This is a genomic window from Pontixanthobacter aquaemixtae (assembly GCF_009827395.1).
GTDB classification, from domain to species: Bacteria; Pseudomonadota; Alphaproteobacteria; order Sphingomonadales; family Sphingomonadaceae; genus Pontixanthobacter; species Pontixanthobacter aquaemixtae.
This window is the reverse complement of sequence record NZ_WTYX01000002.1, coordinates 789,085-812,014: the sequence shown is the minus strand read 5'-3', so window position 1 is coordinate 812,014 and position 22,930 is coordinate 789,085. Positions and strand designations below refer to the sequence as shown.

The window sequence follows — 22,930 nt, the reverse complement described above, 5'->3', positions numbered from 1 at the left end:
CTTCGATAAGTGCGAAGCGATAGAGTTTAATTCAGGTTACCAAACGCGCGCCTCCTCGCGGTTTGGCACATCTGCGGACTGGCCCACCTGCAGGTTGGCCTCACATAGCGGCGTGATCGTGCTCCCGGCGGTTCGATGCCCGCGTGAACTTCTTGGTGGTTACCGGAAGGCGGGCGAACGGGGTCCGCCCTTCAACAATATGATAGGCCGAATTGGGTTCAAACCCGGTCATCGGCTGGGTGATTCCAGAAGCAGGCCATTCGATCACAATTCTTTTGATCGATTCCGCGGAGCCGAGGCCGATATGCCGCAGCAGCGGATTGCTGCCAAAGCTCCCGCCGGTATTGACCACACGATAGAGTGAACGCTCCGATCCATCTTCCTCAGTTACGTCGACACGGATGCGCGCGCCGATTGCGCTGCGATTGCTGCGCTTCCCCTCAAGCCGCAGTTTGATCCATGTATTGCCTGCGCTGCGATCTTCGCCAAGGTTTTCAAACAATGCATTCTGGAACGTATCGCCGGGTTGCGCACCACCCATCTGCGCGAAAATGTCTTCGTCGCCATCCATGTCAAAATCGGCAAAGGCAATGCCATGCCCCTTCTGGATATGGCCAAGACCCGATGATGCAGTGATATCGAGAAAGCTCTTCCCCCCGCGATTGAGTAATGCGGTATTGGGATAGACCGCATCATAGGGCGGCGCGCCAGTGCCCCAATACATGTCGAGCCAGCCATCATTGTCGAAATCGCCGAAGCTCGCCCCCATGGTGTAGCTGGCAGAATTCAATCCCATCTGACCGGTAACGTCTTCGAAACGACCACCCCCCAAATTGCGGAAGAGCGCCGGCCGTCTGTCGCTGCCCTCCAACCCGGCATAGCTGCGCCCCATCGCGCCTGCAGACCCGGCATTGTCGGCAAAGTCATAGCTCGCCACGAACAGATCCTGCCGCCCGTCATTGTCGTAATCGAAGAACCAGGTCGAGAAGCTGTATTCGGGCAGGCCGACACCTGCGGCCTCGGTCACGTCTTCGAATGCGACCATTCCTCCATTGTCCGCTGCGAGATTGCGCATCAGCAAGTTGGAGCGTTTCTGGCAGGATATATAAATGTCCTGCGCATTGTCCGCGTCAAAATCGCCAATCGCCACGCCTTTGGGATTGCAAGCGATGCTGATGCCGCGCTCTTCGGGCAACGGCGCGAACCCGCCCTTCTGGTTATTCATGAAAATGCCAATGACGCCGTCAGGGCGCAATTGGCCCTGCTTCTCATTGGCCACAATCAGATCCAGCCAGCCATCATTGTCGAGATCGGCAAAGGCAGAAGTGATCGTTGGCTCAAACTCGAGCAATCCGGCATCAACCGTCACATCTTCAAAAGTGCCATCGCCCTTGTTACGCAGCAACGAATTCGGGACCAATCCAAACGGACCGCCCCACGCGCCGCGCATCAGATAGATATCGGTGTGGCCGTCATTGTCGAAATCGGCATGGATGGCATTGAGGCCGCCCCGCAAGCCCGCAAGCCCGGCCTCCTCGGTTGCTTCCCGAAACGTGCCGTCTTCGTCACGCAGATAGAAATGGATCAGGCCGTCTTTCTGCCATTCGGTCGTGAACAGATCGAGCAGCCCGTCATTGTCGAAATCATCGACCACCGCCGCGCCCGACAGGTTCATGTCATCAACCCCCGCAAAGTCCGCGACATTGGCGAAAGCCGGTCCTTCGTAGGCTTCGATCAGGCCGGGCATGCCAATCAAATGCTCCTGCGGGACGCCCTCGGGATATTCGCCCAGCGTCATATAGGCAATATTGAGCAACCACTTGGCGTTGTAGTCCTCAGGGTCGCGAGCAAGCACTTTGTCTTCATAATATGCGATCGCTTTCGTAGACCCCTCGCGCAGCTGGTGGATCGCTTGCGTGTCGAGCGGGATGATACAGGCGGAGGCATGCGGATTGAAAAAGCAATTCTGCTGTTCGCCAAGCCGCAGGTAAGAGAGCGCAATCCACTGCTCGATCTCGGCCTGAACTTCGGTCGGGAGCGCGCCACTCTGCGCCTGACCTTCGATTGCGTGAAGCCCATCGAGCGCATCTTGTGTGTCGCCATGCATCAAATGGCGAAGCGCGATTTTGAGTGCCCTGCGCGCATCCGCTTCGTTTTCAATGGCGCGGTTTCCGTTCAGCCACCGGACGAGTTCCGCATACCAGCCGCCAATCACCGAACCGCCGCGATGATCATCAACTTCGGCGATCATTGCGATCATTCCGGCGGTTCCAGGCTGCGGCTCTATATCCGCCACATGGTCCGCCAGCGAGCCTCGGAATTTGGGGTCGGTGCGCAAATCGTTGGCCGCCCAAACGCCGACAATCAGCGCCAACACCAAAGCAACAATTGCGGTCTTTTTGAACATTCCGCACAGCCTCCCCTTGCGGTTCTGTCTAATCGGAAGCCTTCTCCATGGCTAGGACTCGATAGGGCCGCATTCGACAGCACTCTCGACATCGCGCCGAATACCCGCCACATCTGCAGGTGGTGAGGACCAGTCTAATGGGGGGTGATGCGCGTGGTCGCATTGGTCAGGACGGTTGCTTATCTCGGGCTGGAGGCACGCGCAGTCGAAGTGCAATGCTCGCTTGCCCCGGGGCTTCCCAAATTCAATGTGGTCGGTTTGGCAGACAAGGCGGTAGCCGAAAGCAAAGAGCGTGTGCGCGCTGCGCTGTCGTCCATGGGCCTGGCGCTGCCGCCCAAGCGGATCACAATCAATCTTTCTCCCGCCGATCTCCCCAAAGAGGGGTCGCATTATGACTTGCCCATTGCGCTGGCCTTGCTTGCGGTGATGGGAGTGACCGATGCGGAGCAATTGGGGGACTGGATTGCCGTGGGGGAATTGGCGCTCGACGGGCGCGTGGTGGCCTCGCCCGGCGTTCTGCTGGCCGCGCTTCACGCGAGCGAGCAGGAGGCGGGCCTGATGTGCCCGGCCTCGCAAGGGGCTGAGGCACGCTGGGCCAGTGGAATTCCCGTGTGCGCGGCGCCCGATCTGGTTAGCTTGCTCAACCATCTCAAAGGCACATCTCAACTGCCCGAGCCACCAAAGGGCGAAGTGGAAGAGCCCGATCACGGCCCCGATCTGAAACAGGTCAAAGGGCAGGAAACCGCCAAGCGGGCATTGGAAATCGCGGCGGCAGGCGGGCACAATCTACTGATGAACGGCCCACCAGGGGCGGGCAAAAGTCTGCTCGCATCCTGCCTTCCCGGGATTTTGCCCGCCTTGACGCCATCAGAAGCGTTGGAAGTCTCTATGGTGCAGTCCATTGCGGGTACGCTCGAAAGCGGGCGGATCAGCCGCGCGCGCCCGTTTCGCGCACCGCACCATTCAGCAAGCATGGCCGCGCTGACCGGCGGCGGATTGAAAGTGAAACCGGGTGAAGTCAGCCTCGCCCATCTGGGTGTGCTTTTCCTCGACGAACTGCCCGAATTCCAGCGTGCCGTGCTCGATTCTTTGCGGCAACCGTTGGAAACTGGCAAAGTCGATGTTGCGCGCGCCAATGCGCATGTCAGCTTTCCCGCCAGAGTACAGCTAATCGCGGCGATGAATCCGTGCCGCTGCGGGCATCTGGGCGATCCATCCCTGGCGTGCAGCCGAGCGCCCAAATGCGCGGCTGATTATCAAAGCAAAGTCAGCGGACCGATGCTCGACCGGATAGATCTGCATGTCGAAGTCGATCCCGTCAGCGCGATGGACCTGGCTTTGCCGCCGCCCGCAGAGGGCAGCGCGGAAGTTGCCGCAAGAGTGGCAAGGGCCAGCGATATCCAGACCGGGCGCGCAGCGGAAACCGGGGCCAGAACCAATGCCGAACTTGAAGGCGATGCACTGGAAGCCCACGCCACACCCGATGAAGAAGGGCGCAAATTGCTGCTGCAAGCAGCAGACGCCATGCGCCTGTCAGCGCGCAGTTACACAAGAATGCTGCGAGTGGCGCGGACGATTGCCGATCTGGCAGGAGCAAAAGGAGTGGGCCGCATCCATGTGGCCGAGGCGCTAAGCTATCGGCGGCAAGCACCGAGGGCGTGATGCCGGCACATACAATTGGGGACCAAGACAGCCAGCAGCTGCCCTGATCCCCGCCACGGATTGCGATTTCTTAGCGAATATTGCCGGCGATCTGTACGATCTTATATTCATATTCGGAGGCAAGTTGCGGGTGGTCGATCGCTGCCAGATATTGGCTTTCCAGATCTTCCCTGCACTTCATCGCGCTAAGATAGGCTTTGGCTTTGGCGCCGGAGCATGCGGAGGTGGTTGTCGCTTCCATGCGGGCAAGCAACGCAGCGCGCGATTTCTCGGTCTTGAGTTCCTGTTCCTTATAGGTGAATTTCACGGCGTGACCGGCGCGCGCCGCAGCAGGAGCGCCGATGACGGCAAGCGATGTGGCGGCGAGAATTGCGAGAGTGAGTTTCTTCATGGGCCAATCCTTTCGATGTTGACGCAGTGCAGCATCGCTAAATCGGATCATTCGGCTATCGCAGCGTTGGAAATTCGCATTGCGTATTTTGCAATGGAATGATTATAGAGCGTTATTTCAAATATTTAATAAGACCACTCGCCTGACGATTTCTCTTAATCACCCGGGTGAGAAGCTTTCAATGGTGCGTTGCAGCATTACTTGTGGCATGGGTTCCGATCGGGCGGGGCATGGCTTGAACAGAACGGATTGATTGCAAGATGTTTCAGGGTTTTCGGATATGAGGCGGCTGCCACCGACAGGCGCTCTCGAAGCGTTTCTCGCCACGGCTCGCGGCGGCACGCTCCGTATTGCGTCAGAGGACCTGAATTTGTCCGTATCCGCTCTCAGCCGCCGCATTCAGGCGCTCGAGGCCTATGTCGGGCAACCGCTCTTCGCGCGGCGCCACCATGAATTCCAACTCACCGCGGCTGGAAAGCAGCTTTTCTCCGGGATGGAACCGGTATTCGACCAGCTCAGTCTGCTGCTGGAAGAAGTGACCGACACCAACAACCACCATTTGCATATCGGGGTGCCATCTTCATTCGCAACCGCATGGCTGATGCCGCGCCTGCATGCCTTCCGCTCGCGATTTCCCAATGTGGAGCTTCACCTCGATTCCTCCGGCTCTCCAAAGGCGAAACTGGGGCTGAGCCTTGATGCGATTATCTACTTCGCCAATCAGGATCAGCAATCAGAAAGCGGAAACGCTTTCCGACCGCAAAGGGCCTTTGCAGTCGCTGCGCCCGGCCTTGTCGACATCAGGCTGGGTATGCGCAAAGTGCTGCAGGAACATACGTTGTTGCTCCATCGCGGCTTGCCCGAAATGCTTCCGAGCTGGCTTCAGGGCATTGGTCTCGACAATCCGCAGATCAAACGGATTGAGCATTACGATGATGGCGCGATGCTGGTTTCCGCAGCGGAAAACGGGCTCGGGATTGCTGTGGTGCTGGAAGACATGGTGAATTTCTATCCCAACCGCGCGAAAGTCACCCGCCCCTTCGGCGAAAGCGCGCCGACGCCCTATAGCTACTGCCTCGATACACAGCCCGCCTCTGGCAGCATCAGGGCGTTGGGATGGTTTCGCGAATGGGTGCTGGAGGAAGCGCTCAAGGACTCCCGCCAGCTGGTAAGCACCGCCGTTCCCTCTTAAAAAAGTGCCGACGCCCGTTTCGGGGCGCCGGCTAGCTAACCTGTTGGAAGAGGTTCACGCACCTGAACTGGGAGGTGCCCAGGAACTCAATCGCGGTAGTTCGGGGCGGCCGGCGAAGCCATCGCACAAATGGAATTGCACTTTGCAATTTTTGCAACGGCAATTCTTGGGGCGCGCAAACATGTATTCTTTAACCTACGAGCGGGGCCCCGCAAGAATTGGTAATCCTGCGGCAGCTGTTCTATTCTGCGGAGCGGGAGGGCTGCCATGCTAACTTGGTTCCGCAATCGCTATCTCGACCTGCTGGGTTCGATTTACATCTATAACGAACATCGCGGATATACTGCGATCGACCGGGTTCTCGAAGCTGTGCGGGTGCGCTCCCCCGATGACACTGCCCTGATCGCGGCAATCGAACAGCACAGGGCGGACGAGCGCAAACATTATGTCATGTTCAAACGCTGGTTCGAATTGCAGGGCAAACGCCCGATGCATCTCGACCGGCATTTTGGCCATATTGACCGGTTTATCGAGATCATGTTCCGCCGCACCATCGACCGGCTCGACACGCAGGAAGTGATCGACAACGACCATTTGTTCGAACGGCTTTGCCGGGTAATCTCGCTAACCGAACAGCGCGGCTATAAGCAGGTAGAGGTGCTGCTCGCCCATCGCTTCGTCAAAAGCGATCCGGCGCTGATCAAGATATTCGAGATCATCAAAAAGGACGAACCGAGCCACTGGGCGCCCTATGAAGGCTGGCTGCGCGACCATGCCAAGCGCGAGCACAAATGGTGGGAGCGCGCAGTGGACACCTTCATCCATTCAGAACTGCTGGCGCTGAAACTGCCGCTGCTGTTCCTCAATCCCTTCGTCAAGCGGCGCACCGATTGGGCCGACGATGGGGAGGTGGACCCCGACCGTTATAGCAACAGACCGCGGATTGCCGCCGCCTGATGCGCGAGCCTGTGGCACATGACAATCTCCCTGGCGGCAACTTGGTGTCACGCCTGTTAAGGCCGCGTGTCGGCTGGATGCTGCTGCGCAATACGGTGGTCAGCACCGGCGTTTTCGTGGTGTTCGGTCTGGGCCTGTTATGGCTGCTGGTAGAGCAAGGCGGGATGGATACGGTGCTTTCCACCGGGATCAGCTTTGTCGCGGCCAACACCGCGCATTACATTTTCGGGCGTACTTGGATTTTTCGCGGCACGGATCGCGGTGTGGCAAGCGGTTACGCGCTTTTTTTGATCAATGGCGGGATTGGCCTTGCGATTACCATGGGATCGATGGCGCTGCTGCTGGAACACACCCCGATTAACTATCTGGCAGCGCGGATTGTGGTCTCGGTAATCGCCGGGCTGGCCATGTTCGTTCTCAACGCGGTCTGGAATTTCCGCAGAGTATAAATGGCGCTCAGCTGTTTGCCGCCCGTTTTGAATCGGCGCCGCGAAAGGCGTGATCGCCGGGTGCCAATGCCTTCGACGGCTGAGCGTGCGAACCGTCAGCGCGGATACCGACATTCTCCCGCGCGATTAGCCATAGATCGGTATGATCAAGAATACGGCCATCATGCGCCAATATCGATACCGGACCAATCGGCAATCGGTCATTCTCGTCGACCAGAATCGGGTTCTCTTCAAACTCTACCCCGTATTTCTGGCCCCATTGGCGCAGCGCCAACATTGCGGGCAGCAAATCGAAACCTTTTTCGGTCAGCCGATATTCGATCCGGCGCTTGTCATCGGGGCATGGCTCCCGATTGAGAATTCCGTGCTCCACCAATTTGGCAAGGCGGTTTGAAAGGATGTTTCGCGCAATGCCGAGCTCGTTCAAAAACTCTTCGAAATGATGGAGCCCATTGAAGCTCGCACGCAGGATCATAAATGACCAACGTTCGCCCATGACTTCCAAAGCTTGCGGCAGCCCGCACTCTGTCAGCTCTTTCAGCGGTTCTCTTAGATCGCCCATATTTATCCTCTTTCAGCGCGCAACCTAGCGGCAAAACCCCGCCTACTCAAAATTAAAACCAAGTTTTAAGTTGCAACTTGCAATCTATCTAACTAGGTAGTGATTCGCAACTGGTTGTCAAATGCAACTGAATTGCGAAACCCAACGTTGATTGAAAAACAGGAACAGACAGATGACCCTCTCCCCCTCATCCTTTCGCCCCTCCTTTTTCCGCAATGCAGGCGCAGTGACGCTTGCCCTGCTGTATACGGTGCTGACCTTCGGTGCGCTGACCGTACCTTCCCCCGCTGAGGCGCGCGGCAAAGCCGTTTACTACACCGCCGAACTGGCCGCTCCCGCCAAAGAAGCGCGGACGATCATCAAAGGCATGGTGTGGCATTGTGAAGGCACATCGTGCCGCGCAGCCAAGGGCAATTCACGCCCCGTGATGACGTGCAAGCGCCTGGCCAACAAGCTGGGCGAAGTGACCGCCTTCACCGCCAAGGGCGAAGAGCTGGTCGGCGAAAAACTGGCAAAGTGCAACGGTTGATCCGGCCGAGCTGACAGTAGACCCACACCCTCTTATCTCCAGATTGGGTGCACTTGATGGCCTCCGGATCCGTCCGGGGGCCTTTTTTGTTTGGCTATCCAATCAGTCCGCGCGCTTCCAGATCCCGCTCGAGCAAGGCGGCATTCCGGAAATGATGCGTGCACCAGCCAAGCGCGTCCGCAGCTGCGATATTGTCCACATTGTCGTCGATAAACAGCATCGCAGACGCCGGCATGGCGAAGCGGTCTTCGGCCAGCCTGAATATTTCCGGCGATGGCTTGACCATATGTTCCTGACCAGAAACGACAATATCCCTGAACAGGTCAAAAAGCGGCTCGGTCGGTCGGAATTGAGCCCAGAAATCCGCACCGAAATTGGTAATGGCATAGAGCGGAATGCCGCTTTCATGCAGCCGCTCGATCAGAGAGGCCGTGCCGGGAACGCGGGCAGGAATGGTTTCGAGAAAACGGTGCTGGTACAGATCGATCAGCGACGCGTAGTCGGGAAAGAGCTCTTTGCGCTCTTCGACCATCTCTGCGATCGGGCGCCCCGCATCATGCTGCATATGCCATGGCTCGGTAACAACATTGGCGAGAAACCAGTCGAGTCGGTCTGCATCGTCAATCAGCTTGGCATAAAGCAAGCGGATGTCCCATTGGACGATCACCCGGCCAACATCGAACACGGCGGCTTTTACCTGTGGCTGCGACATCGCTCCGTCTCCGTTCCAAAACAGAAAACTCGCCCGAGCGGGTGCTGGGCGAGTTGCAAATAGTCAACTTTAAGAACCGGAGCGCAGCGACCTTGACGGCCGTGGGCACCAGAAGCGCAAAAGGCGGCCGATCGCAGGCCGCCCCATGCTCTGGTCAATGCCAGCTTAGCCTTGGCGGGCTTTGAAGCGACGGTTGGTCTTGTTGATCACATAGGTCCGGCCACGACGGCGGATCACGCGGCAATCGCGGTGACGGTTTTTCAGCGACTTGAGGCTGTTACGAACTTTCATCGGTCTCTTTTCCAAAAATAAGGGCACCGGAGGCGTCTCCGATGCCGGAATTTCAAGCTGCGCGGTTAGGCGCGCGGCGCGCCTAAGTCAAGCGATTCGCCGCCTACTCGCCCCTGATCTCGCCCAATTTGCGTTCCCACTGCAACGCGTGGGCAATTATATCGTCCAGATCGGCATGTTTGGGCTTCCACGGCAATGTCGAGCGAATTCTCGCCGGATCAGAAATCAGCGATCCGGGATCGCCTGCGCGTCGCGGCTCGAAATGGCGATCAATCGTGCGATTGGTCACGCGGTCAACCGCATCGAGAACTTCGAGCACGGAAAACCCGCTGCCATATCCGCAATTCATCGTTAGCGAGCGATCGGGTTGCTCCATCAAGGCTTCCAGCGCCAGAACATGCGCCGCCGCCAGATCGGACACATGGATGTAATCGCGCACGCCCGTGCCATCCTTGGTGTCATAGTCAGTGCCGAACACCGCAACATGATCGCGTTTGCCGAGAGCTGCCTCCACCGCGACTTTGATCAAATGCGTTGCGCCCGCCGTCGATTGCCCGCTGCGTGCCTCCGGATCGGCACCGGCAACGTTGAAATAGCGCAGCGCGCAAAAGTTGAAATCATGCGCAAAGGCGGTGTCCGACAGCATTTGTTCGGTCATCAGCTTGGACCAGCCATAGGGATTGATCGGGCGCTGGGGTGTGTCTTCGGTAACCGCCTCGACTTCGGGTACGCCATAGGTCGCGGCGGTCGAGCTGAAAATGAAATGCGGCACGCCAGCTTTCACCGCTGCATCGATCAAGGCGCGGCTTTTTGCGGTGTTGTTATGATAATATTTCATCGGATCTTCGACCGATTCCGGCACGATGATCGATCCGGCGAAATGCATGATCGCCTTGGTGTCTTGCTCCGCGAAAATCCTGGCAAGCAGTGCCCCGTCCTCAATATCGCCTTCATAAAGCGGCACATCATCGGGAACCGCAAATTTGAAACCTGTCGTCAGATTGTCGATCACCGCGACTGGCCACCCGGCGTCGCGCAAAGCGAGCACAGCATGGCTTCCGATATAGCCGGCACCGCCGGTAACAAGAATGGATGGTTTGGACATATTGGGCATGCTTATCGCGCTATCATTTTCGCGCAAGAGAATGGTTAACGCCGGAGTTGGTTTTATGTGAAACTACCTCTGGCCTATTCAATCCCGGAACGTTAGGTTTCGCGCGCAGTTCATTAGCTGTACCTTTGCCAAGGAGGAAACGGCCATGAGAGTCACAAATTTAGCAAAGCTGGCAGTCACGGCGGGTCTTGCCTGCGCGATGTCAGCTTGTGTTGCCGGCCCGCGCGTCAGCCCTGTCGAAATTACCCGCTTTCATCAAAGCGGTGCTGTTTCCCAACTCGGGTCGGGCACAATCTTTGTCGAGAATGCGCCGGGCGATGAAGTCGATGCCGCCGAATTGTCTGTTTTCAAGGCCGCGATTGCGAGCGAATTGGCCGAACTGGGCTATCGCGAAGTTCCGCGCAGCGAGGCGTCGCAAATCGCGCAAGTGCGCGTTCAACGCTATGTCAGCCAGCCCGAACGCAGCCGCAGCCCCGTTTCGGTGGGTGCCGGCGGATCGACAGGTACCTATGGTTCTGGACTGGGGCTTGGCATCGGGATCAATCTTGGCGGCGGTCAGCGCGAAATGATCGGCACCGATCTGGGCGTGATGATCCGCGACAAGGCATCGAACGACGTTATCTGGGAAGGTCGCGCGTCAATTTCGGTAAGCGATAATTCAGATTATGCCGATAGCAGCGCCAACGCGTCGGTAATCGCCGATGCATTATTCAGCGAGTTTCCCGGCAATAATGGCGAAACCGTAGAAGTAAGGGTCAGCAATTGAGTTCCAACATCCAGATTGATGCCGCATTCGACAGCGGCAATATCGAAATATTGTCCATCGATGGCGCAACCGCGCGTCTGGCCATCCGCCACGATAACGAATCCGAATTTAAGCAATGGTTCCACTTTCGCGTCTCCGGCATGGCGGGCCGCGAGATCGAGCTGAAAATCGACCGCTTGAAAGATTCAGCCTATCCGCTGGGCTGGCCCGACTATAACGCCCGCGTCAGCGAAGACCGCGAATATTGGGGCACCGCCGCGTCGACTTACGATGCAGAGGAAAGCGACGGCGTGCTGACGATCCGCTACACTCCGTCGACCGACATTGCCTATTTCGCCTATTTCGCGCCCTATTCGATGGAACGGCACCACGATCTGGTCGCCGAATGCGCCGCCAGCGAAGGCGTAACTTACCAACGGCTTGGCGAAACTCTTGATGGCCAGCCGCTCGACTATCTCACTTTCGGTGAAGGCGATACGCAAGTGTGGCTGACAGGCCGCCAGCACCCGGGTGAAACGCAGGCCGAATGGTGGATGGAAGGGGCGCTTGAATGCCTCACCGATCCGTCCGATTCCGTCGCCCGCGCGCTTCGCCAGAAATGCACTTTCCACGTCGTGCCCAATTGCAATCCCGATGGATCGCGCCGCGGGCATCTGCGGACAAATGCATGCGGAGCCAATTTGAACCGCGAATGGGAAAACCCCACCGCAGAACGCTCTCCCGAAGTGCTCGCGATCCGCAACAAGATGGATGAAACCGGTGTCGACTTCGCCATGGATGTCCATGGGGACGAGGCGATCCCGGCGGTATTCCTTGCCGGATATGAAGGCATCCCCGATTTGACGGAGGAGCATTATGCCGGCTTCACCACCTATCAGGATATCCTCAACCGCCGCACGCCCGATTTCCAGACGGCAAAGGGCTATCCCAAGGCGACGCCCGGCAAAGCCAATCTGACGATGTGCACGACCCAGATCGCGCATCGTTTCCGCTGCCCCGCGATGACACTGGAAATGCCCTATAAGGACAATGACGACCTGCCCGACCCGGAACAGAACTGGTCACCCGAACGGTGCAAGGTCCTGGGCCGCGATTGCCTGGCGGCGTTGTTGGAGTTTCTTGAAACGGCGTAATCGCCGGTCGCTAGGCCACCAAGGCTTCTGCCAATCTTATCGTCCGCGCATCGGCATCCAGCTTGACGGTCGCGCCCACCGGCACGCTTAGCTGGTTGCGGACATGGCCGATATTGGCTCCGGTGAAAGCCGGTATGCCGAGCGGGCCGAAATGGTGATCGACGATCTCGTCCAGCCCGAAACCCAGTTCCACCCCTTCATGCGTCGGCTTGTTGCAGCGAGAGCATTGGCCGAACACCACGCCGCCAAGCGACCCGAGAATACCCGACAGGCTTAACTGCTGTAGCATCCGGTCAACACGGTAGGGCGCCTCGTTGACGTCTTCGAGAAACAGGATCGCGCCTTGCATATCGGGCAGCCACGGCGTTCCCATCAGCGTCGAAACAACGGTGAGATTTCCGCCAATCAACCTGCCAACCGCTTTCCCGCCTTGGATCGTGCGCCCGATCCGGCCGGATTGCTCTTCTTCCTCTGTCCCGCCAAGCAGCGGCTTGATCCCGGCGAAGGCCATCCACCACAGATTGTTCCAACTCGACGCCTGCCATGTGTTTGCCGCATTGGGCGCATGGATGGTGGCAAAGCCCGCCCGCGCGGCAAAGGCGCAGTGCAGAGCGGTGATATCGCTATATCCGATCAGCAGTTTCGGGTTGGATCTAATGATCTCCCAGTCGATCAGCGACAGCAATCGCGCGCAGCCCCAGCCGCCGGAAATGGAGAAAACCGCGCGGATCTGCGGATCGGCAAACATTTCGTTGATGTCGCCAGCACGCTGCGCGTCGGTTCCGGCAAGATAGCCATGAACGGCGCGGACATGGCGGCCGATCTTCGGCACCAAACCCATCCCGCGAATATTGTTCTGCGCAAACTCGACCTGTTCGGCTGACACGGCACTGGCCGGGGCAATCAGCCCAACCGTGTCGCCGAGCCGCAGCCGGGCGGGCCTTGCGCGATCGCGAGCAAAAGCGGTCGCGGGAATAAATCCGGCGGCGGCGGCAAGGCCAATTCCGGCAAGAACGCTGCGGCGGTCAGTCATTCAAGGCTGGCCGGCCCGAAGGCTTCGGGCAGGAGCACTGAAAGCTTTACCCGCTTCACTTCATCCGGTCCGACGCAGAGAATTTCGGGATCGGTGCCGCCCAGTTGTGCCAATTCGTTCAAGACCTGTCGGCATCTGCCGCATGGTGTAATCGGATCGCTTCCCGGACCGGTCACGGCAACCGCTTCGAGCCCGCCACGTACGCCATCTGCCATCGCTTTGGACACGGCCACGGTCTCTGCACAGAGCGCCAGGCCGTAGCTCGCATTTTCGATATTGGTTCCGGTGACCACGCTGCCATCTGCGAAACGAAGCGCAGCGCCGACCGCAAAATTGGAATAGGGCGAATAGGAATGCCCCGCGGCATCGCGCGCGGCCTGAATCAGGTCAGAATCTTTGTCGTTACTCATGGTTGCACCACCACCCATTCCACCGGCTGTTCCGACGCTTCGCTCCGCAAAGCCTCGTTCGCCGACCATAGCAGCCATGGCCTGCGCGCATAAGTCGGCGCAAAGCGGGTTCGGGTGACCCACAGATTGCGCTCCAGCCGCGCAGAGATTTCGTAAGCTGCCTCGAATGCAGGATCGACTTTCAGAATCGCAGGCTTGCCGGTGTGATTTTCGATCTGGTTGATCAGCGTCATCAATTCGCTTTCAACCGCCGCGTCACTGACCCGCTTTTCACAATTCTCCGCCGTTTCTGCCAGAGCAATGACCGGTGGCATCAAGCCCCTTTCGCGCGGGACTATGGTGAAGAAATTGGCTGACTGGCCGTCGGCCAATGCACAGGGATCAAAATGGTGCACAGCGCCAACTTCCAGCCCCGCTTCCTTTGCCGCAGCAAAGTTTTTAGCGAAGCGTTGGTCGAGGCCATGATTGCCAATGCTCGATTCGAGATAGACAAAATTTGCCCCAAGCGCGGCCAGCGTGTTGAAATTGACCGCGCCATTGCCTTGGCCGATCAACACGCCCTGATCGGGATAGGCATCCTCGGAAGGCGTCCATTTCTGCAAGTCCCACCAGAACCATGCGCCAGCAGCGAGCCCGGCAAGCAGCAGAAATCCGGCAATCCGAATCCCCCAACCCGCCGATTTTCTTCTGCGCGCCATTGCCCTTGATCACCCTTTGATATGCAAAACGCAGATGAGCGTGAACAGCCTGCGCGCCGTGGCAAAGTCCGTTTCGACTTTCCCTTCCAGACGCTCCATCAGCAATTCGGCTGCCCCATTATGGACCCCGCGCCGCGCCATATCGATCGTTTCGATTTCGGCAGGCGTGGCCTTGCGGATCGCCTGATAATAGCTGTCGCAAATCGCAAAATATTCGCGGATCGGGCGGCGGAAACGGGCCAGCCCCAAAATCAGCGTTTCAAGGATAGTATCCTCTTCGCCATCCCCGCCGGGCTGCATCATTGCAATTGCAAGCCGCCCGTCCTGCACCGCGAGTTTGAGATTATAGGGGCCTTCATGCCCTTTCGCCGCGAGCCGCAAGGGTTTGAAGCTGTTTTCTTCGATCAGGTCAAAGATAGCCACGCGGCGTTCTTGCTCGATATCGGCATTGCGCCACAGAATCGTGTCCTCATCGAGTGCAATATGGGCGATACGGTAATCGGGCATCAGGACTCCGCCTTCGCAGATCAATGGGGCACTGCGCAAGCACGCGCTTTCACCGATCGCGCAAAAGCGGAAGACGCGCTTCTTTTGTGCAACGAAAATAAATAATGCAGTTTCCACAAAGCTGTCCCGTCGCTTGTCCGGAAACCGGCTTTACGCATCGCATCCATCTCCGCATTAGAGTGTGATGTCCGAAGATGATCTTTTAGTCCGCCCCGATGATATGACGCCCTCCGAACAGAACAATGGCCCGTCCGAAGGCCGCAAGCTTCCCGCCAATATCGAGGCAGAGGCCGCATTTCTTGGCGCGGTATTGATCGACAACCGGGTTATCGAAGAACTGCCCACACCGATTCGGCCGGAGCATTTTTTCGAACCGGTCCACCAGCGCGTTTACGAACGCATTCTGACATTGCTGGATCGCAATGCGGTTGTCACACCGGTCACTCTGAAACCCTATTTCGAAGCCGACGAAGCGCTCAGGGAACTGGGCGGAATTACTTATCTCGCCAAGCTGACCGCTGACGGGCAAGGCTTGCTCGCCCCGCGCGAATTGTCCGAGCAGATTTACGATCTCGCCTTGCTTCGCGAGCTGGTGACCGTCGGGCGGACACTGGTGGAAGACGCGCTCGACACATCCGAAGATGTTGCCCCGATGCAGCAAATCGAAGACGCTGAAGCTGCTTTGTTCAAAGTGGCCGAGGGGGCCGCTGGCCAGAAAGAGGCATCCTCTTTCGGCAGCGCTTCGCACAAGGCGCTGGGGATGATCGAACTGGCGATCAATTCGGGCGGCAATATTTCCGGCAAGACCACCGGCCTGACCAGCCTCAACCAGAAGATCGGCGGGCTGCACGATTCCGATTTGATCATTCTGGCGGGCCGTCCGGGCATGGGCAAAACCTCGCTGGTTACCAATATCGCGTTCAATTGCGCCGATCGCTTTTTGCGCGATCAGCGCGACGGGATCGAAGAATCGGTCGGCGCCGGTGTTGCCTTTTTCAGTCTGGAGATGAGCGCAGACCAGCTCGCCACGCGTATCCTTTCAGAGCAGGCAGAGATTTCTTCCGAAGCCTTGCGGATGGGCAAAATCAGCCGCGACGATTTCCAGAAGCTGAGCTTTGCGAGCCAGCGTCTCGCCGATCTGCCGCTCTATATTGACGACACGCCCGCTCTTACCATCGCTGCGCTGCGCACGCGCGCGCGGCGGTTGAAACGCAAGCACAATATCGGGCTTATCGTGGTCGATTATCTGCAACTGCTGCAAGGCTCTGGCCGTGCGCAGGACAACCGCGTCAACGAAATTTCGGAAATCAGCCGCGGTTTGAAAACCCTTGCGAAAGAGCTGGAAGTTCCGGTGATTGCCCTGTCGCAGCTCAGCCGTGCGGTGGAGCAGCGCGAAGACAAGACGCCGATGCTGTCCGATCTGCGCGAATCCGGTTCGATCGAGCAAGACGCCGACATGGTCTGGTTCATCTATCGCGAGGATTATTACGTCGCGTCGAAAGAGCCGAAATTCCCGACCGAAACCGACGAACAAAGCGTGCATGACGAATACCAGCGTTGGAAAGACACGATGGAAAACATATACGGTCTGGCCGAATTGGTTGTCGCCAAGCAGCGGCACGGCTCGACCGGCAAAGTGCGCATGAAGTTTGAAGCGAAGATCACCAAATTCTCCGACTTGGCAGAGGGCGATCCGCGCGCGAACTATGACAGTTCGCTGTGATTATGCGCGGCGCTAGTCGCTGAAATTCAGCCTACGGCTCACCGTGTAATCAAGGGTCGTCACCAGGAACCATCCTGTAAGCCATTTGATTCGGCTGAAAATCGATCGCCGTTTGCGATGGAGCTCTGGCGTCACTTGCACCGATGCTTCCTCCATCGCATCGATCAGCGCGCGCATTTTTGCGGCCAGCCCCGCATCTTCAATCCGGAACATTAGCTCCAGATTGAGGCGGATTGAACGATGGTCGAAATTCGCGCTGCCGAAATAGACGATGTCATCGATCACAACCAGCTTCATGTGCAATTTGCAGGGCTGGAATTCATAGATCGTGGCGCCGCGGCGAAGCAGCGATCCATAAAGCGCCCGCGCTGCCCCGATTGTGGCGCCATTGTCTGACTTGCCCGCAAGCATCAGCCGCACCGAACCCCGCCGCGCGACTTTGCCGATCAAACCGCGAAAACTGCGCGGGGGTGAAAAATAGGCCATCGCCAGATCCAGCCGCATGGCTTGCGCCAAATCGCGCTTCACCATCCGCGCCCAATTATTTGCAACGCGCGTCGGACCGCCCAAGGTCAAGCGCACCGGGCCATCGCCCGGCTGCCACTCCCTGATCAATTTGCGAATGGAGCGAAACTGCGCCTTGGGATTCTCTGTCCACTCACTCAGCTGGCCATACCAGCGGAGGAGTTGATCCACCGCTGGTCCCTTCATCCTGCAGCCCAGATCGCACCAGCCATTCTCGCTGGGGGGATTGAAATAATGGTCAGACACATTGAAGCCGCCAACCATTGCGACGCATTCATCCGAAATCAGGATTTTCTGATGGTTGCGAATGAAATAGCGCCTGCTCCAATGGGGGCTGAACACAGCAAATCGGCCACCTTCGCTGACGATAGGCTCGAAAAACTCATCGGGCGCGTCGGTGCCGAACCGGTCGACAATCAGATGCACATCAACGCCGCGCTTCGCCGCATCAACCAACGCATCGCGCACTTTCGTTCCCGCATCGTCGCTTTGGAACATGTAGTAGAAGATTTTCAGCGAATTTTGCGTTTTCCCGATTGTGTCGAGCAGTGCTTCGAACCGGTCCGCGCCCGCCGGATAGAATGTCATTTCCAGCCCTTGCGCCTCGACATCGAACGGTTCGGTATCGGTATATTCTTCGGGAGCATCGCTAGTCGGCATGGCTGCGCTCTTTGGCGCGCGAACGTGCGGACAGCAAGCGTCTTTGATACCTCGCAAATCCTTGACTCTCGCCGGTCTGCCGACTATTTGCCGCCTCTTCCCGAAACACTAGTTTTATCGGAGTGCCCATGGCGCGCGTTACCGTCGAAGATTGTGTCGACAAAGTTCCAAATCGTTTTGACCTCGTTCTCCTCGCTGCGCAGCGCGCTCGCGAGATTTCCGGCGGTGCCGAACTGACCCTTGATCGTGACCGGGATAAGAACCCCGTTGTTGCACTGCGCGAAGTCGCCGAGCAAACGATCAAGCCCAAAGATCTGAAAGAAAGCGTCATCACCGGCCTGCAGAAAATCCTGCCCGATGATGAAGATGAAGCGGATGAAGTGTCTTCGCTCAGCCAATCGGCCGAAGCGCTGCGGATTACCGCATCGGCACCGACTCGCTCGACGTCGATCGGCTCCGATTACGAGGGCTGATCTCAAAAAGGCTCCGTCAGTAAGAGACGCATGAAGGCCGCTCCTGTTCGGGGCGGCCTTTGTCGTTTGGGCGAAGCCGCGGCGGCAAAGATCGGTTCAATCTGCCGCCAAGCCTCGACCGATTGCCCGCAGCGTTCTAAGCTGGCGGCATGAGCGGGGATATTAGCGATATACCAGGCGCGGTCGGCGATGTCGGCCTAGGCGCTGCAGCGGCTAAAAGCGTTGAGCCGGACACCGGCGGAAATGGATCCGACAACCACGGCGGTACAGGCGGGGAAACCTGCCTCAATTGCGGCACCGCTTTGCTCGGCGCGCATTGTTACAATTGCGGGCAAAAGGCGCATATCCACCGCACGCTGCGCGCATTTTTTCATGATCTTGTCCACGGCGTCTTACATTTCGAGGGGAAGTTTTGGCGGACTTTGCCGCTGCTTGCGTGGCGCCCCGGTAAGCTGATGCGCGAATATATCGATGGGAAGCGCGCCCGTTACGTTTCGCCGATCGCGCTTTTTCTGTTCACCGTTTTCGTCAGCTTTGCATTGTTCAGCCTATCGGGCGGCTTTGGCGACATCGATCCCGAAGTCAAAGGCGCCACCACGCAAGAGCTTCAGGCCAGCCTGAACGAAGCCGATTCCCAAATTGCTGAACTGAACGCGCAATTGGTCGATGCCGAATTGTCGCCCGATGAAAAGGCCAAGCTGCGCGAAGACATCCGGAGCGCGACGACAGAGCGCGACCTGCTTGAGCGGCTGGTCGATGCCAGCCGGGGCGCAACGGGTGATTCTTCGCTGTTCCGGCCAACCGTCACGATCAACAACGAAACCCCAAGCGAAGGCGAGGAAGCCAGCGAAACTGCGCAGGAGCAGGCCAATTCCGATGCCGGCGGTTCGGGGCACTCGCTGGAGGATGTATGGGACGAAGCGACATCCAATCCCGGGCTGACGGTCTATCGGCTGCAAACCAACGCTTATAAGCTGAGCTGGCTTCTAATCCCGCTAAGCCTGCCATTCGTTTGGCTGCTGTTCCCGTTCAGCCGCAAGTTTCGCATGTATGATCATACGGTCTTCGTGACCTATTCGATCAGCTTTATGACGATGCTGGTGGTTGCCGCATCATTGGGCGCGGCATGGCAGTTTTGGCCATTGGTCGCCGCGCCTTTGGCCTATGCACCGTTCCATCTCTACCGCTCCTTGCGCGGAACATATGGTCTCAGCCGATTTGGCGCGCTGTGGCGGATGGTGGTGTTGAGCGCCTTTATCTGGGTCGCGCTCATGCTGTTCGTGCTGATCATGATCAGCATCGTCACCACATCATAGCGGACAAGCGGGCATACGCCGGTAGGCCGCAGCACCGGTCCGAACAGTTCTAGGCCGGAATGGTCACGCGCCTTGCGGTGCCGCGCCGCCTGGTCCGCCGAACTTCTTGCCCGCCTTGGGAATCGATGATCCGGTGACAGGCTTGATCGCCCCCGGACCGGAAGGTTTGTCCGGACGGTCAAACTTGCCGGTTTCGATCAACTGATCGATCTCATCACCGCTCAGCGTTTCATATTCCAGCATGGCTTGGGCCAGCAGGTGCAGCTTGTCTTCCTGACTTTTCAGAATTTCCTCGGCACGCTTCAACCCGCCTTCGACCAGATCCTTGATCTCTGCATCGATCAGCTTGTTGGTCTCCGAACCGGCCATCGTGCGCTGGGTTGAACCCATGCCAAGATAGCCTTCCTGGCTTGCTTCATATTGAAGCGGGCCAAGCTTGTCCGACATGCCCCATTTGGTCACCATATTGCGCGCCAGATCGGTCGCATATTGGATATCGCCTTGCGCGCCGCTCGACACTTTGTCGTGTCCAAAAATGATCTCTTCCGCCACGCGGCCACCCATCGCAACCGCAAGGTTGGCGTGCATTTTGTCGCGGTGGTACGAATAATTGTCGCGTTCGGGCAAACGCATCACCATGCCCAGCGCCCGTCCGCGCGGGATGATGGTTGCCTTGTGAATCGGATCCGAAGCAGGTTCGTTGATAGAAACCAGCGCGTGACCAGCTTCGTGATAGGCGGTCATCTTCTTCTCGTCATCGGTCATGACCATGCTGCGTCGTTCGCTGCCCATCATGACTTTGTCTTTGGCGTCTTCGAATTCCTGCATCGCGACCAGGCGCTTGTTACGGCGCGCGGCGAGCAGGGCCGCTTCGTTGACCAGATTGGCCAGATCAGCGCCGGAGAAACCCGGTGTCCCGCGTGCGATCGTGCGCGCATTCACGTCGGGCGCCAGCGGCACCTTCTTCATGTGCACGCCGAGGATTTTCTCCCGGCCATCGATATCGGGGATTGGAACAACAACCTGGCGGTCAAACCGGCCCGGGCGCAGCAGAGCCGGATCGAGAACATCGGGGCGGTTGGTTGCGGCAATGATGATGATGCCTTCATTCGCTTCAAAACCGTCCATCTCGACCAGCAGCTGGTTGAGTGTCTGTTCGCGTTCATCGTTGGAATTGCCGATACCGTTGCCGCGATGGCGACCCACGGCATCGATTTCGTCAATGAAAACGATACAGGGCGCGTTCTTCTTCGCTTGCTCGAACATGTCGCGGACGCGGCTGGCACCGACACCAACAAACATTTCGACAAAATCGGAACCGGAGATCGTGAAGAACGGAACTTCTGCTTCACCGGCGATCGCGCGCGCAAGCAACGTCTTACCGGTACCCGGCGAACCGACCAGCAATGCCCCTTTGGGAATCTGGCCCCCCAGCTTGGAAAAGCGCTGCGGATCTTTGAGGAACTCGACAATCTCCTCCAGCTCTTCGCGCGCTTCATCGATACCGGCAACGTCTTCAAATGTGACTTTGCCCTGCCGTTCGGTCAGCAATTTGGCTTTCGATTTGCCGAAACCCATCGCGCCGCCGGCACCGCCGCCTTTTTGAACCTGGCGCAAGGCGAAGAAGGCGATGCCCAAAATCAGGATAAACGGCAGCGACTGGATCAACACCACCAGAAGCGGATTCATCGTCTCGCGCGGGACGCCCGAATAGCGAACGCCTTTCTCATCCAGCAATTCGCCCAAGCCGGTATCAACGCCGGCCGGGACCGTGGTGAATTTCTTGCCGTCCTTATATTCGCCGGAAATCAGCTCCGGCCCGATCTCGACGCTTTTGACCGACCCTTCGACCACTTTGCCGCGGAAGTCCGAATATTCGATCTGCGTTGCAGCGGGCTGTCCGGCATTGCCGAACATTGTCACCACCAGCAGCAGGGCGAGAAAGATCCCGCCCCAGACCATCATGCTTTTGATCCAGGGGTTCGGGGTTTGCGGTTCGTTTTCGTCGTTCATCGGCGAGAATTCCTTTTCACCTGCATTATGTAGGGTGGCATAGGTGAATGGCAAGATAATGACCTGGCAATCACGGGATTTGTGAAGTTCGGGATTTTAGCGCGTATCCAGCGTGTTCAAGTTTTCTCTTGATTGATCAATCAACTTCTGCTTGAATGAACGTTCAACCAAGAGGCTTGCCATGATGAACACAGCAACCCGCCAGAAGATCGTCATGACTGCGCTCGAGATGTTCTTCGTTAAGGGTTATAACTCCACATCAATCGCCGATATTCTCAGCCGCAGCCAAGTCCATTCGGGTAGTCTCTATCACTTCTTCCCCGGTAAGCAGGATCTGCTTGTGGCGGTGCTGGAATTCTACCGCGACGGGATCAAGGAGAACCTGCTCGACATCGCATGGGGCCAAGTCGACGACCCGATCGAGAAGATTTTCGCACTCTTGGGCGGCTATCGCACGGGGTTGTTGATGAGCGATTTTGCGCATGGCTGCCCCATCGGCAATCTCGCGCTTGAGCTTTCAGAACCCGATCCGCGCATCCGCGATCTTATCCAGCTCAATTTCGAAAACTGGATCGAGGCGGTTGAGCACTGCCTTGACGAAGCCGCGAATCGGCTACCGGGCGACACCGATCGGCACGCACTGGCCGAGTTCATTCTGACCACAATGGAAGGCGCGATCATGCAGGCGCGCACTGCCCGCGATATCGGCGTGTTTGACCGCAATGTTGCCGTGCTGCGCAGTCACATCGACATTCTTACCGAGAAAGCAAGCGCACACACATGAACATTCGCAGCACAATTCGTTCCCTGTCGGCAGCAGCCCTTCTGCTTCTGGGCGCATCTGCTTCAGCGCAACCGGATAGTGCGCCGCCAGAAGGCAATGCTGCTGTCACAACTGAGATCATCGAGGAAAATGACGGCACCCTTACGCTGGTCCACGAGACTGTGATCGCCGCGCCGGTGGCCGAGGTTTGGAAAACACTTTCAACCGCAGAAGGCTGGGCAATGTGGGGGCCTTCCTTCGCCAAATTCGACCTGCGCCAAGGCGGTTCTATCGAAACTGGCTACCACAAGAATGCCGCGGTTGGTGACGAGCGCAACATCCGGCACCGCATCCTGGCCTTTGTCCCCGAACGGATCATGGCAATTCGCGTGGAATATGCACCGCCCGGCCCGATCGACCCCGCACTGGTGACCAAATTATGGGGGGTCTACGAGCTTGAGCCGGGGGGAAACGGCCATACCAGCCTACGCATCAGCGGCCTTGGTTACGGCACGGACGAAGCATCAACCAAACTGCTTGAGTTCTTCGAACAGGGCAATGTCTGGTCGATCGAGACCATGCGCAAAAACCTAGAGGCCCAGATGGGCGCACACGCCGGATCACCACCAAAAGAGGGAGAATAG

24 protein-coding genes are annotated in these 22,930 nt (G+C 57.9%); 12 read left to right on the top strand and 12 right to left on the bottom strand.

The window, feature by feature from the left end:
* Positions 1 to 100 precede the first annotated feature (100 nt).
* Positions 101 to 2,407 (bottom strand): CRTAC1 family protein, encoded by a 2,307-nt coding sequence (locus tag GRI41_RS12870; protein ID WP_160605452.1) that lies wholly within the window; start codon positions 2,405 to 2,407, stop codon positions 101 to 103.
* A gap of 153 nt (positions 2,408 to 2,560) precedes the next feature.
* Between GRI41_RS12870 and GRI41_RS12865 the strand changes: the two genes are divergently transcribed.
* Positions 2,561 to 4,069, top strand: coding sequence for a YifB family Mg chelatase-like AAA ATPase (locus tag GRI41_RS12865; protein WP_160605880.1), 1,509 nt, complete (start codon positions 2,561 to 2,563; stop codon positions 4,067 to 4,069).
* A 70-nt stretch (positions 4,070 to 4,139) separates the two neighbouring features.
* On the opposite strand, the gene GRI41_RS12860 is transcribed toward GRI41_RS12865, so the two are convergent.
* On the bottom strand, positions 4,140 to 4,460 hold the full coding sequence (locus tag GRI41_RS12860) for a UrcA family protein (RefSeq protein WP_160605451.1): 321 nt from the start codon (positions 4,458 to 4,460) through the stop codon (positions 4,140 to 4,142).
* Between the two features lie 280 nt (positions 4,461 to 4,740).
* On the opposite strand from GRI41_RS12860, the gene GRI41_RS12855 reads away from it, so the two are divergent.
* The 3 genes from GRI41_RS12855 (at position 4,741) to GRI41_RS12845 (ending at position 7,058) form a co-directional block, all read left to right on the top strand.
* Positions 4,741 to 5,652, top strand: coding sequence for a LysR substrate-binding domain-containing protein (locus tag GRI41_RS12855; protein WP_160605449.1), 912 nt, complete (start codon positions 4,741 to 4,743; stop codon positions 5,650 to 5,652).
* A 267-nt stretch (positions 5,653 to 5,919) separates the two neighbouring features.
* On the top strand, positions 5,920 to 6,609 hold the full coding sequence (locus GRI41_RS12850; protein ID WP_160605447.1) for a ferritin-like domain-containing protein: 690 nt from the start codon (positions 5,920 to 5,922) through the stop codon (positions 6,607 to 6,609).
* Positions 6,609 to 7,058, top strand: coding sequence for a GtrA family protein (locus GRI41_RS12845; RefSeq protein WP_160605445.1), 450 nt, complete (start codon positions 6,609 to 6,611; stop codon positions 7,056 to 7,058). The genes GRI41_RS12850 and GRI41_RS12845 overlap by 1 nt, the downstream gene beginning before the upstream one ends.
* A 7-nt stretch (positions 7,059 to 7,065) precedes the next feature.
* Here GRI41_RS12845 and GRI41_RS12840 read toward each other — a convergent pair whose 3' ends face one another.
* Positions 7,066 to 7,620, bottom strand: a complete 555-nt coding sequence (locus GRI41_RS12840; protein ID WP_202388812.1) for a winged helix-turn-helix transcriptional regulator — start codon at positions 7,618 to 7,620, stop codon at positions 7,066 to 7,068.
* Positions 7,621 to 7,792: 172 nt separating this feature from the next.
* Here GRI41_RS12840 and GRI41_RS12835 point away from each other — a divergent pair, with 172 nt between their 5' ends.
* Complete coding sequence (locus GRI41_RS12835) at positions 7,793 to 8,149, top strand: CC_3452 family protein (protein ID WP_235901230.1); 357 nt, start codon at positions 7,793 to 7,795, stop codon at positions 8,147 to 8,149.
* A gap of 94 nt (positions 8,150 to 8,243) precedes the next feature.
* On the opposite strand, the gene GRI41_RS12830 is transcribed toward GRI41_RS12835, so the two are convergent.
* The 3 genes from GRI41_RS12830 to galE form a co-directional block, all read right to left on the bottom strand.
* Positions 8,244 to 8,861, bottom strand: coding sequence for an HAD-IA family hydrolase (locus GRI41_RS12830; RefSeq protein ID WP_160605443.1), 618 nt, complete (start codon positions 8,859 to 8,861; stop codon positions 8,244 to 8,246).
* Positions 8,862 to 9,026: 165 nt separating this feature from the next.
* The gene (ykgO, locus tag GRI41_RS12825; RefSeq protein ID WP_011415100.1) at positions 9,027 to 9,152 is read right to left on the bottom strand and encodes a type B 50S ribosomal protein L36; all 126 of its coding nucleotides are present in this window, start codon (positions 9,150 to 9,152) and stop codon (positions 9,027 to 9,029) included.
* A 103-nt stretch (positions 9,153 to 9,255) separates the two neighbouring features.
* Positions 9,256 to 10,257 carry a UDP-glucose 4-epimerase GalE gene (galE, locus tag GRI41_RS12820; protein WP_160605441.1) on the bottom strand — a complete coding sequence of 334 codons (1,002 nt, stop codon included), beginning with the start codon at positions 10,255 to 10,257 and terminating at the stop codon, positions 9,256 to 9,258.
* Between the two features lie 154 nt (positions 10,258 to 10,411).
* On the opposite strand from galE, the gene GRI41_RS12815 reads away from it, so the two are divergent.
* Both GRI41_RS12815 and GRI41_RS12810 read left to right on the top strand, forming a co-directional pair.
* Positions 10,412 to 11,032: a DUF4136 domain-containing protein gene (locus tag GRI41_RS12815; RefSeq protein WP_160605439.1), complete on the top strand. Its 621-nt coding sequence runs from the start codon at positions 10,412 to 10,414 to the stop codon at positions 11,030 to 11,032.
* The gene (locus GRI41_RS12810; RefSeq protein WP_160605437.1) at positions 11,029 to 12,165 is read left to right on the top strand and encodes a M14 family metallopeptidase; all 1,137 of its coding nucleotides are present in this window, start codon (positions 11,029 to 11,031) and stop codon (positions 12,163 to 12,165) included. The genes GRI41_RS12815 and GRI41_RS12810 overlap by 4 nt, the downstream gene beginning before the upstream one ends.
* A gap of 10 nt (positions 12,166 to 12,175) precedes the next feature.
* Here GRI41_RS12810 and GRI41_RS12805 read toward each other — a convergent pair whose 3' ends face one another.
* Genes GRI41_RS12805 through GRI41_RS12790 form a run of 4 tightly spaced genes read right to left on the bottom strand, consistent with a single transcriptional unit; the run spans position 12,176 to position 14,813 of the window.
* Entirely contained in the window at positions 12,176 to 13,198 is a 1,023-nt protein-coding gene (locus GRI41_RS12805; protein WP_160605435.1) for a S66 peptidase family protein, read from the bottom strand.
* Positions 13,195 to 13,608: a cytidine deaminase gene (locus tag GRI41_RS12800; protein ID WP_235901229.1), complete on the bottom strand. Its 414-nt coding sequence runs from the start codon at positions 13,606 to 13,608 to the stop codon at positions 13,195 to 13,197. Before GRI41_RS12800 ends, GRI41_RS12805 begins: the two co-directional genes overlap by 4 nt.
* Entirely contained in the window at positions 13,605 to 14,306 is a 702-nt protein-coding gene (locus tag GRI41_RS12795; protein ID WP_160605431.1) for a glycoside hydrolase family 25 protein, read from the bottom strand. Before GRI41_RS12795 ends, GRI41_RS12800 begins: the two co-directional genes overlap by 4 nt.
* Before the next feature lie 9 nt (positions 14,307 to 14,315).
* Positions 14,316 to 14,813 (bottom strand): UPF0262 family protein, encoded by a 498-nt coding sequence (locus GRI41_RS12790; RefSeq protein ID WP_160605429.1) that lies wholly within the window; start codon positions 14,811 to 14,813, stop codon positions 14,316 to 14,318.
* Positions 14,814 to 15,033: 220 nt separating this feature from the next.
* Here GRI41_RS12790 and GRI41_RS12785 point away from each other — a divergent pair, with 220 nt between their 5' ends.
* On the top strand, positions 15,034 to 16,536 hold the full coding sequence (locus GRI41_RS12785) for a replicative DNA helicase (protein WP_235901274.1): 1,503 nt from the start codon (positions 15,034 to 15,036) through the stop codon (positions 16,534 to 16,536).
* A gap of 12 nt (positions 16,537 to 16,548) precedes the next feature.
* Here GRI41_RS12785 and GRI41_RS12780 read toward each other — a convergent pair whose 3' ends face one another.
* Positions 16,549 to 17,721, bottom strand: coding sequence for a phospholipase D-like domain-containing protein (locus GRI41_RS12780; protein WP_160605425.1), 1,173 nt, complete (start codon positions 17,719 to 17,721; stop codon positions 16,549 to 16,551).
* A 128-nt stretch (positions 17,722 to 17,849) separates the two neighbouring features.
* On the opposite strand from GRI41_RS12780, the gene rpoZ reads away from it, so the two are divergent.
* The gene (gene rpoZ, locus GRI41_RS12775) at positions 17,850 to 18,194 is read left to right on the top strand and encodes a DNA-directed RNA polymerase subunit omega (RefSeq protein ID WP_160605423.1); all 345 of its coding nucleotides are present in this window, start codon (positions 17,850 to 17,852) and stop codon (positions 18,192 to 18,194) included.
* Positions 18,195 to 18,343: 149 nt separating this feature from the next.
* The gene (locus GRI41_RS12770) at positions 18,344 to 19,510 is read left to right on the top strand and encodes a DUF3667 domain-containing protein (RefSeq protein WP_160605421.1); all 1,167 of its coding nucleotides are present in this window, start codon (positions 18,344 to 18,346) and stop codon (positions 19,508 to 19,510) included.
* A gap of 63 nt (positions 19,511 to 19,573) precedes the next feature.
* On the opposite strand, the gene ftsH is transcribed toward GRI41_RS12770, so the two are convergent.
* Positions 19,574 to 21,523, bottom strand: coding sequence for an ATP-dependent zinc metalloprotease FtsH (gene ftsH / locus GRI41_RS12765; protein ID WP_160605419.1), 1,950 nt, complete (start codon positions 21,521 to 21,523; stop codon positions 19,574 to 19,576).
* Between the two features lie 181 nt (positions 21,524 to 21,704).
* Between ftsH and GRI41_RS12760 the strand changes: the two genes are divergently transcribed.
* A complete protein-coding gene (locus tag GRI41_RS12760; RefSeq protein WP_235901228.1) occupies positions 21,705 to 22,307 on the top strand; it encodes a TetR/AcrR family transcriptional regulator in 603 nt (200 codons plus the stop codon).
* Positions 22,304 to 22,930 (top strand): SRPBCC family protein, encoded by a 627-nt coding sequence (locus tag GRI41_RS12755; RefSeq protein WP_160605417.1) that lies wholly within the window; start codon positions 22,304 to 22,306, stop codon positions 22,928 to 22,930. Before GRI41_RS12760 ends, GRI41_RS12755 begins: the two co-directional genes overlap by 4 nt.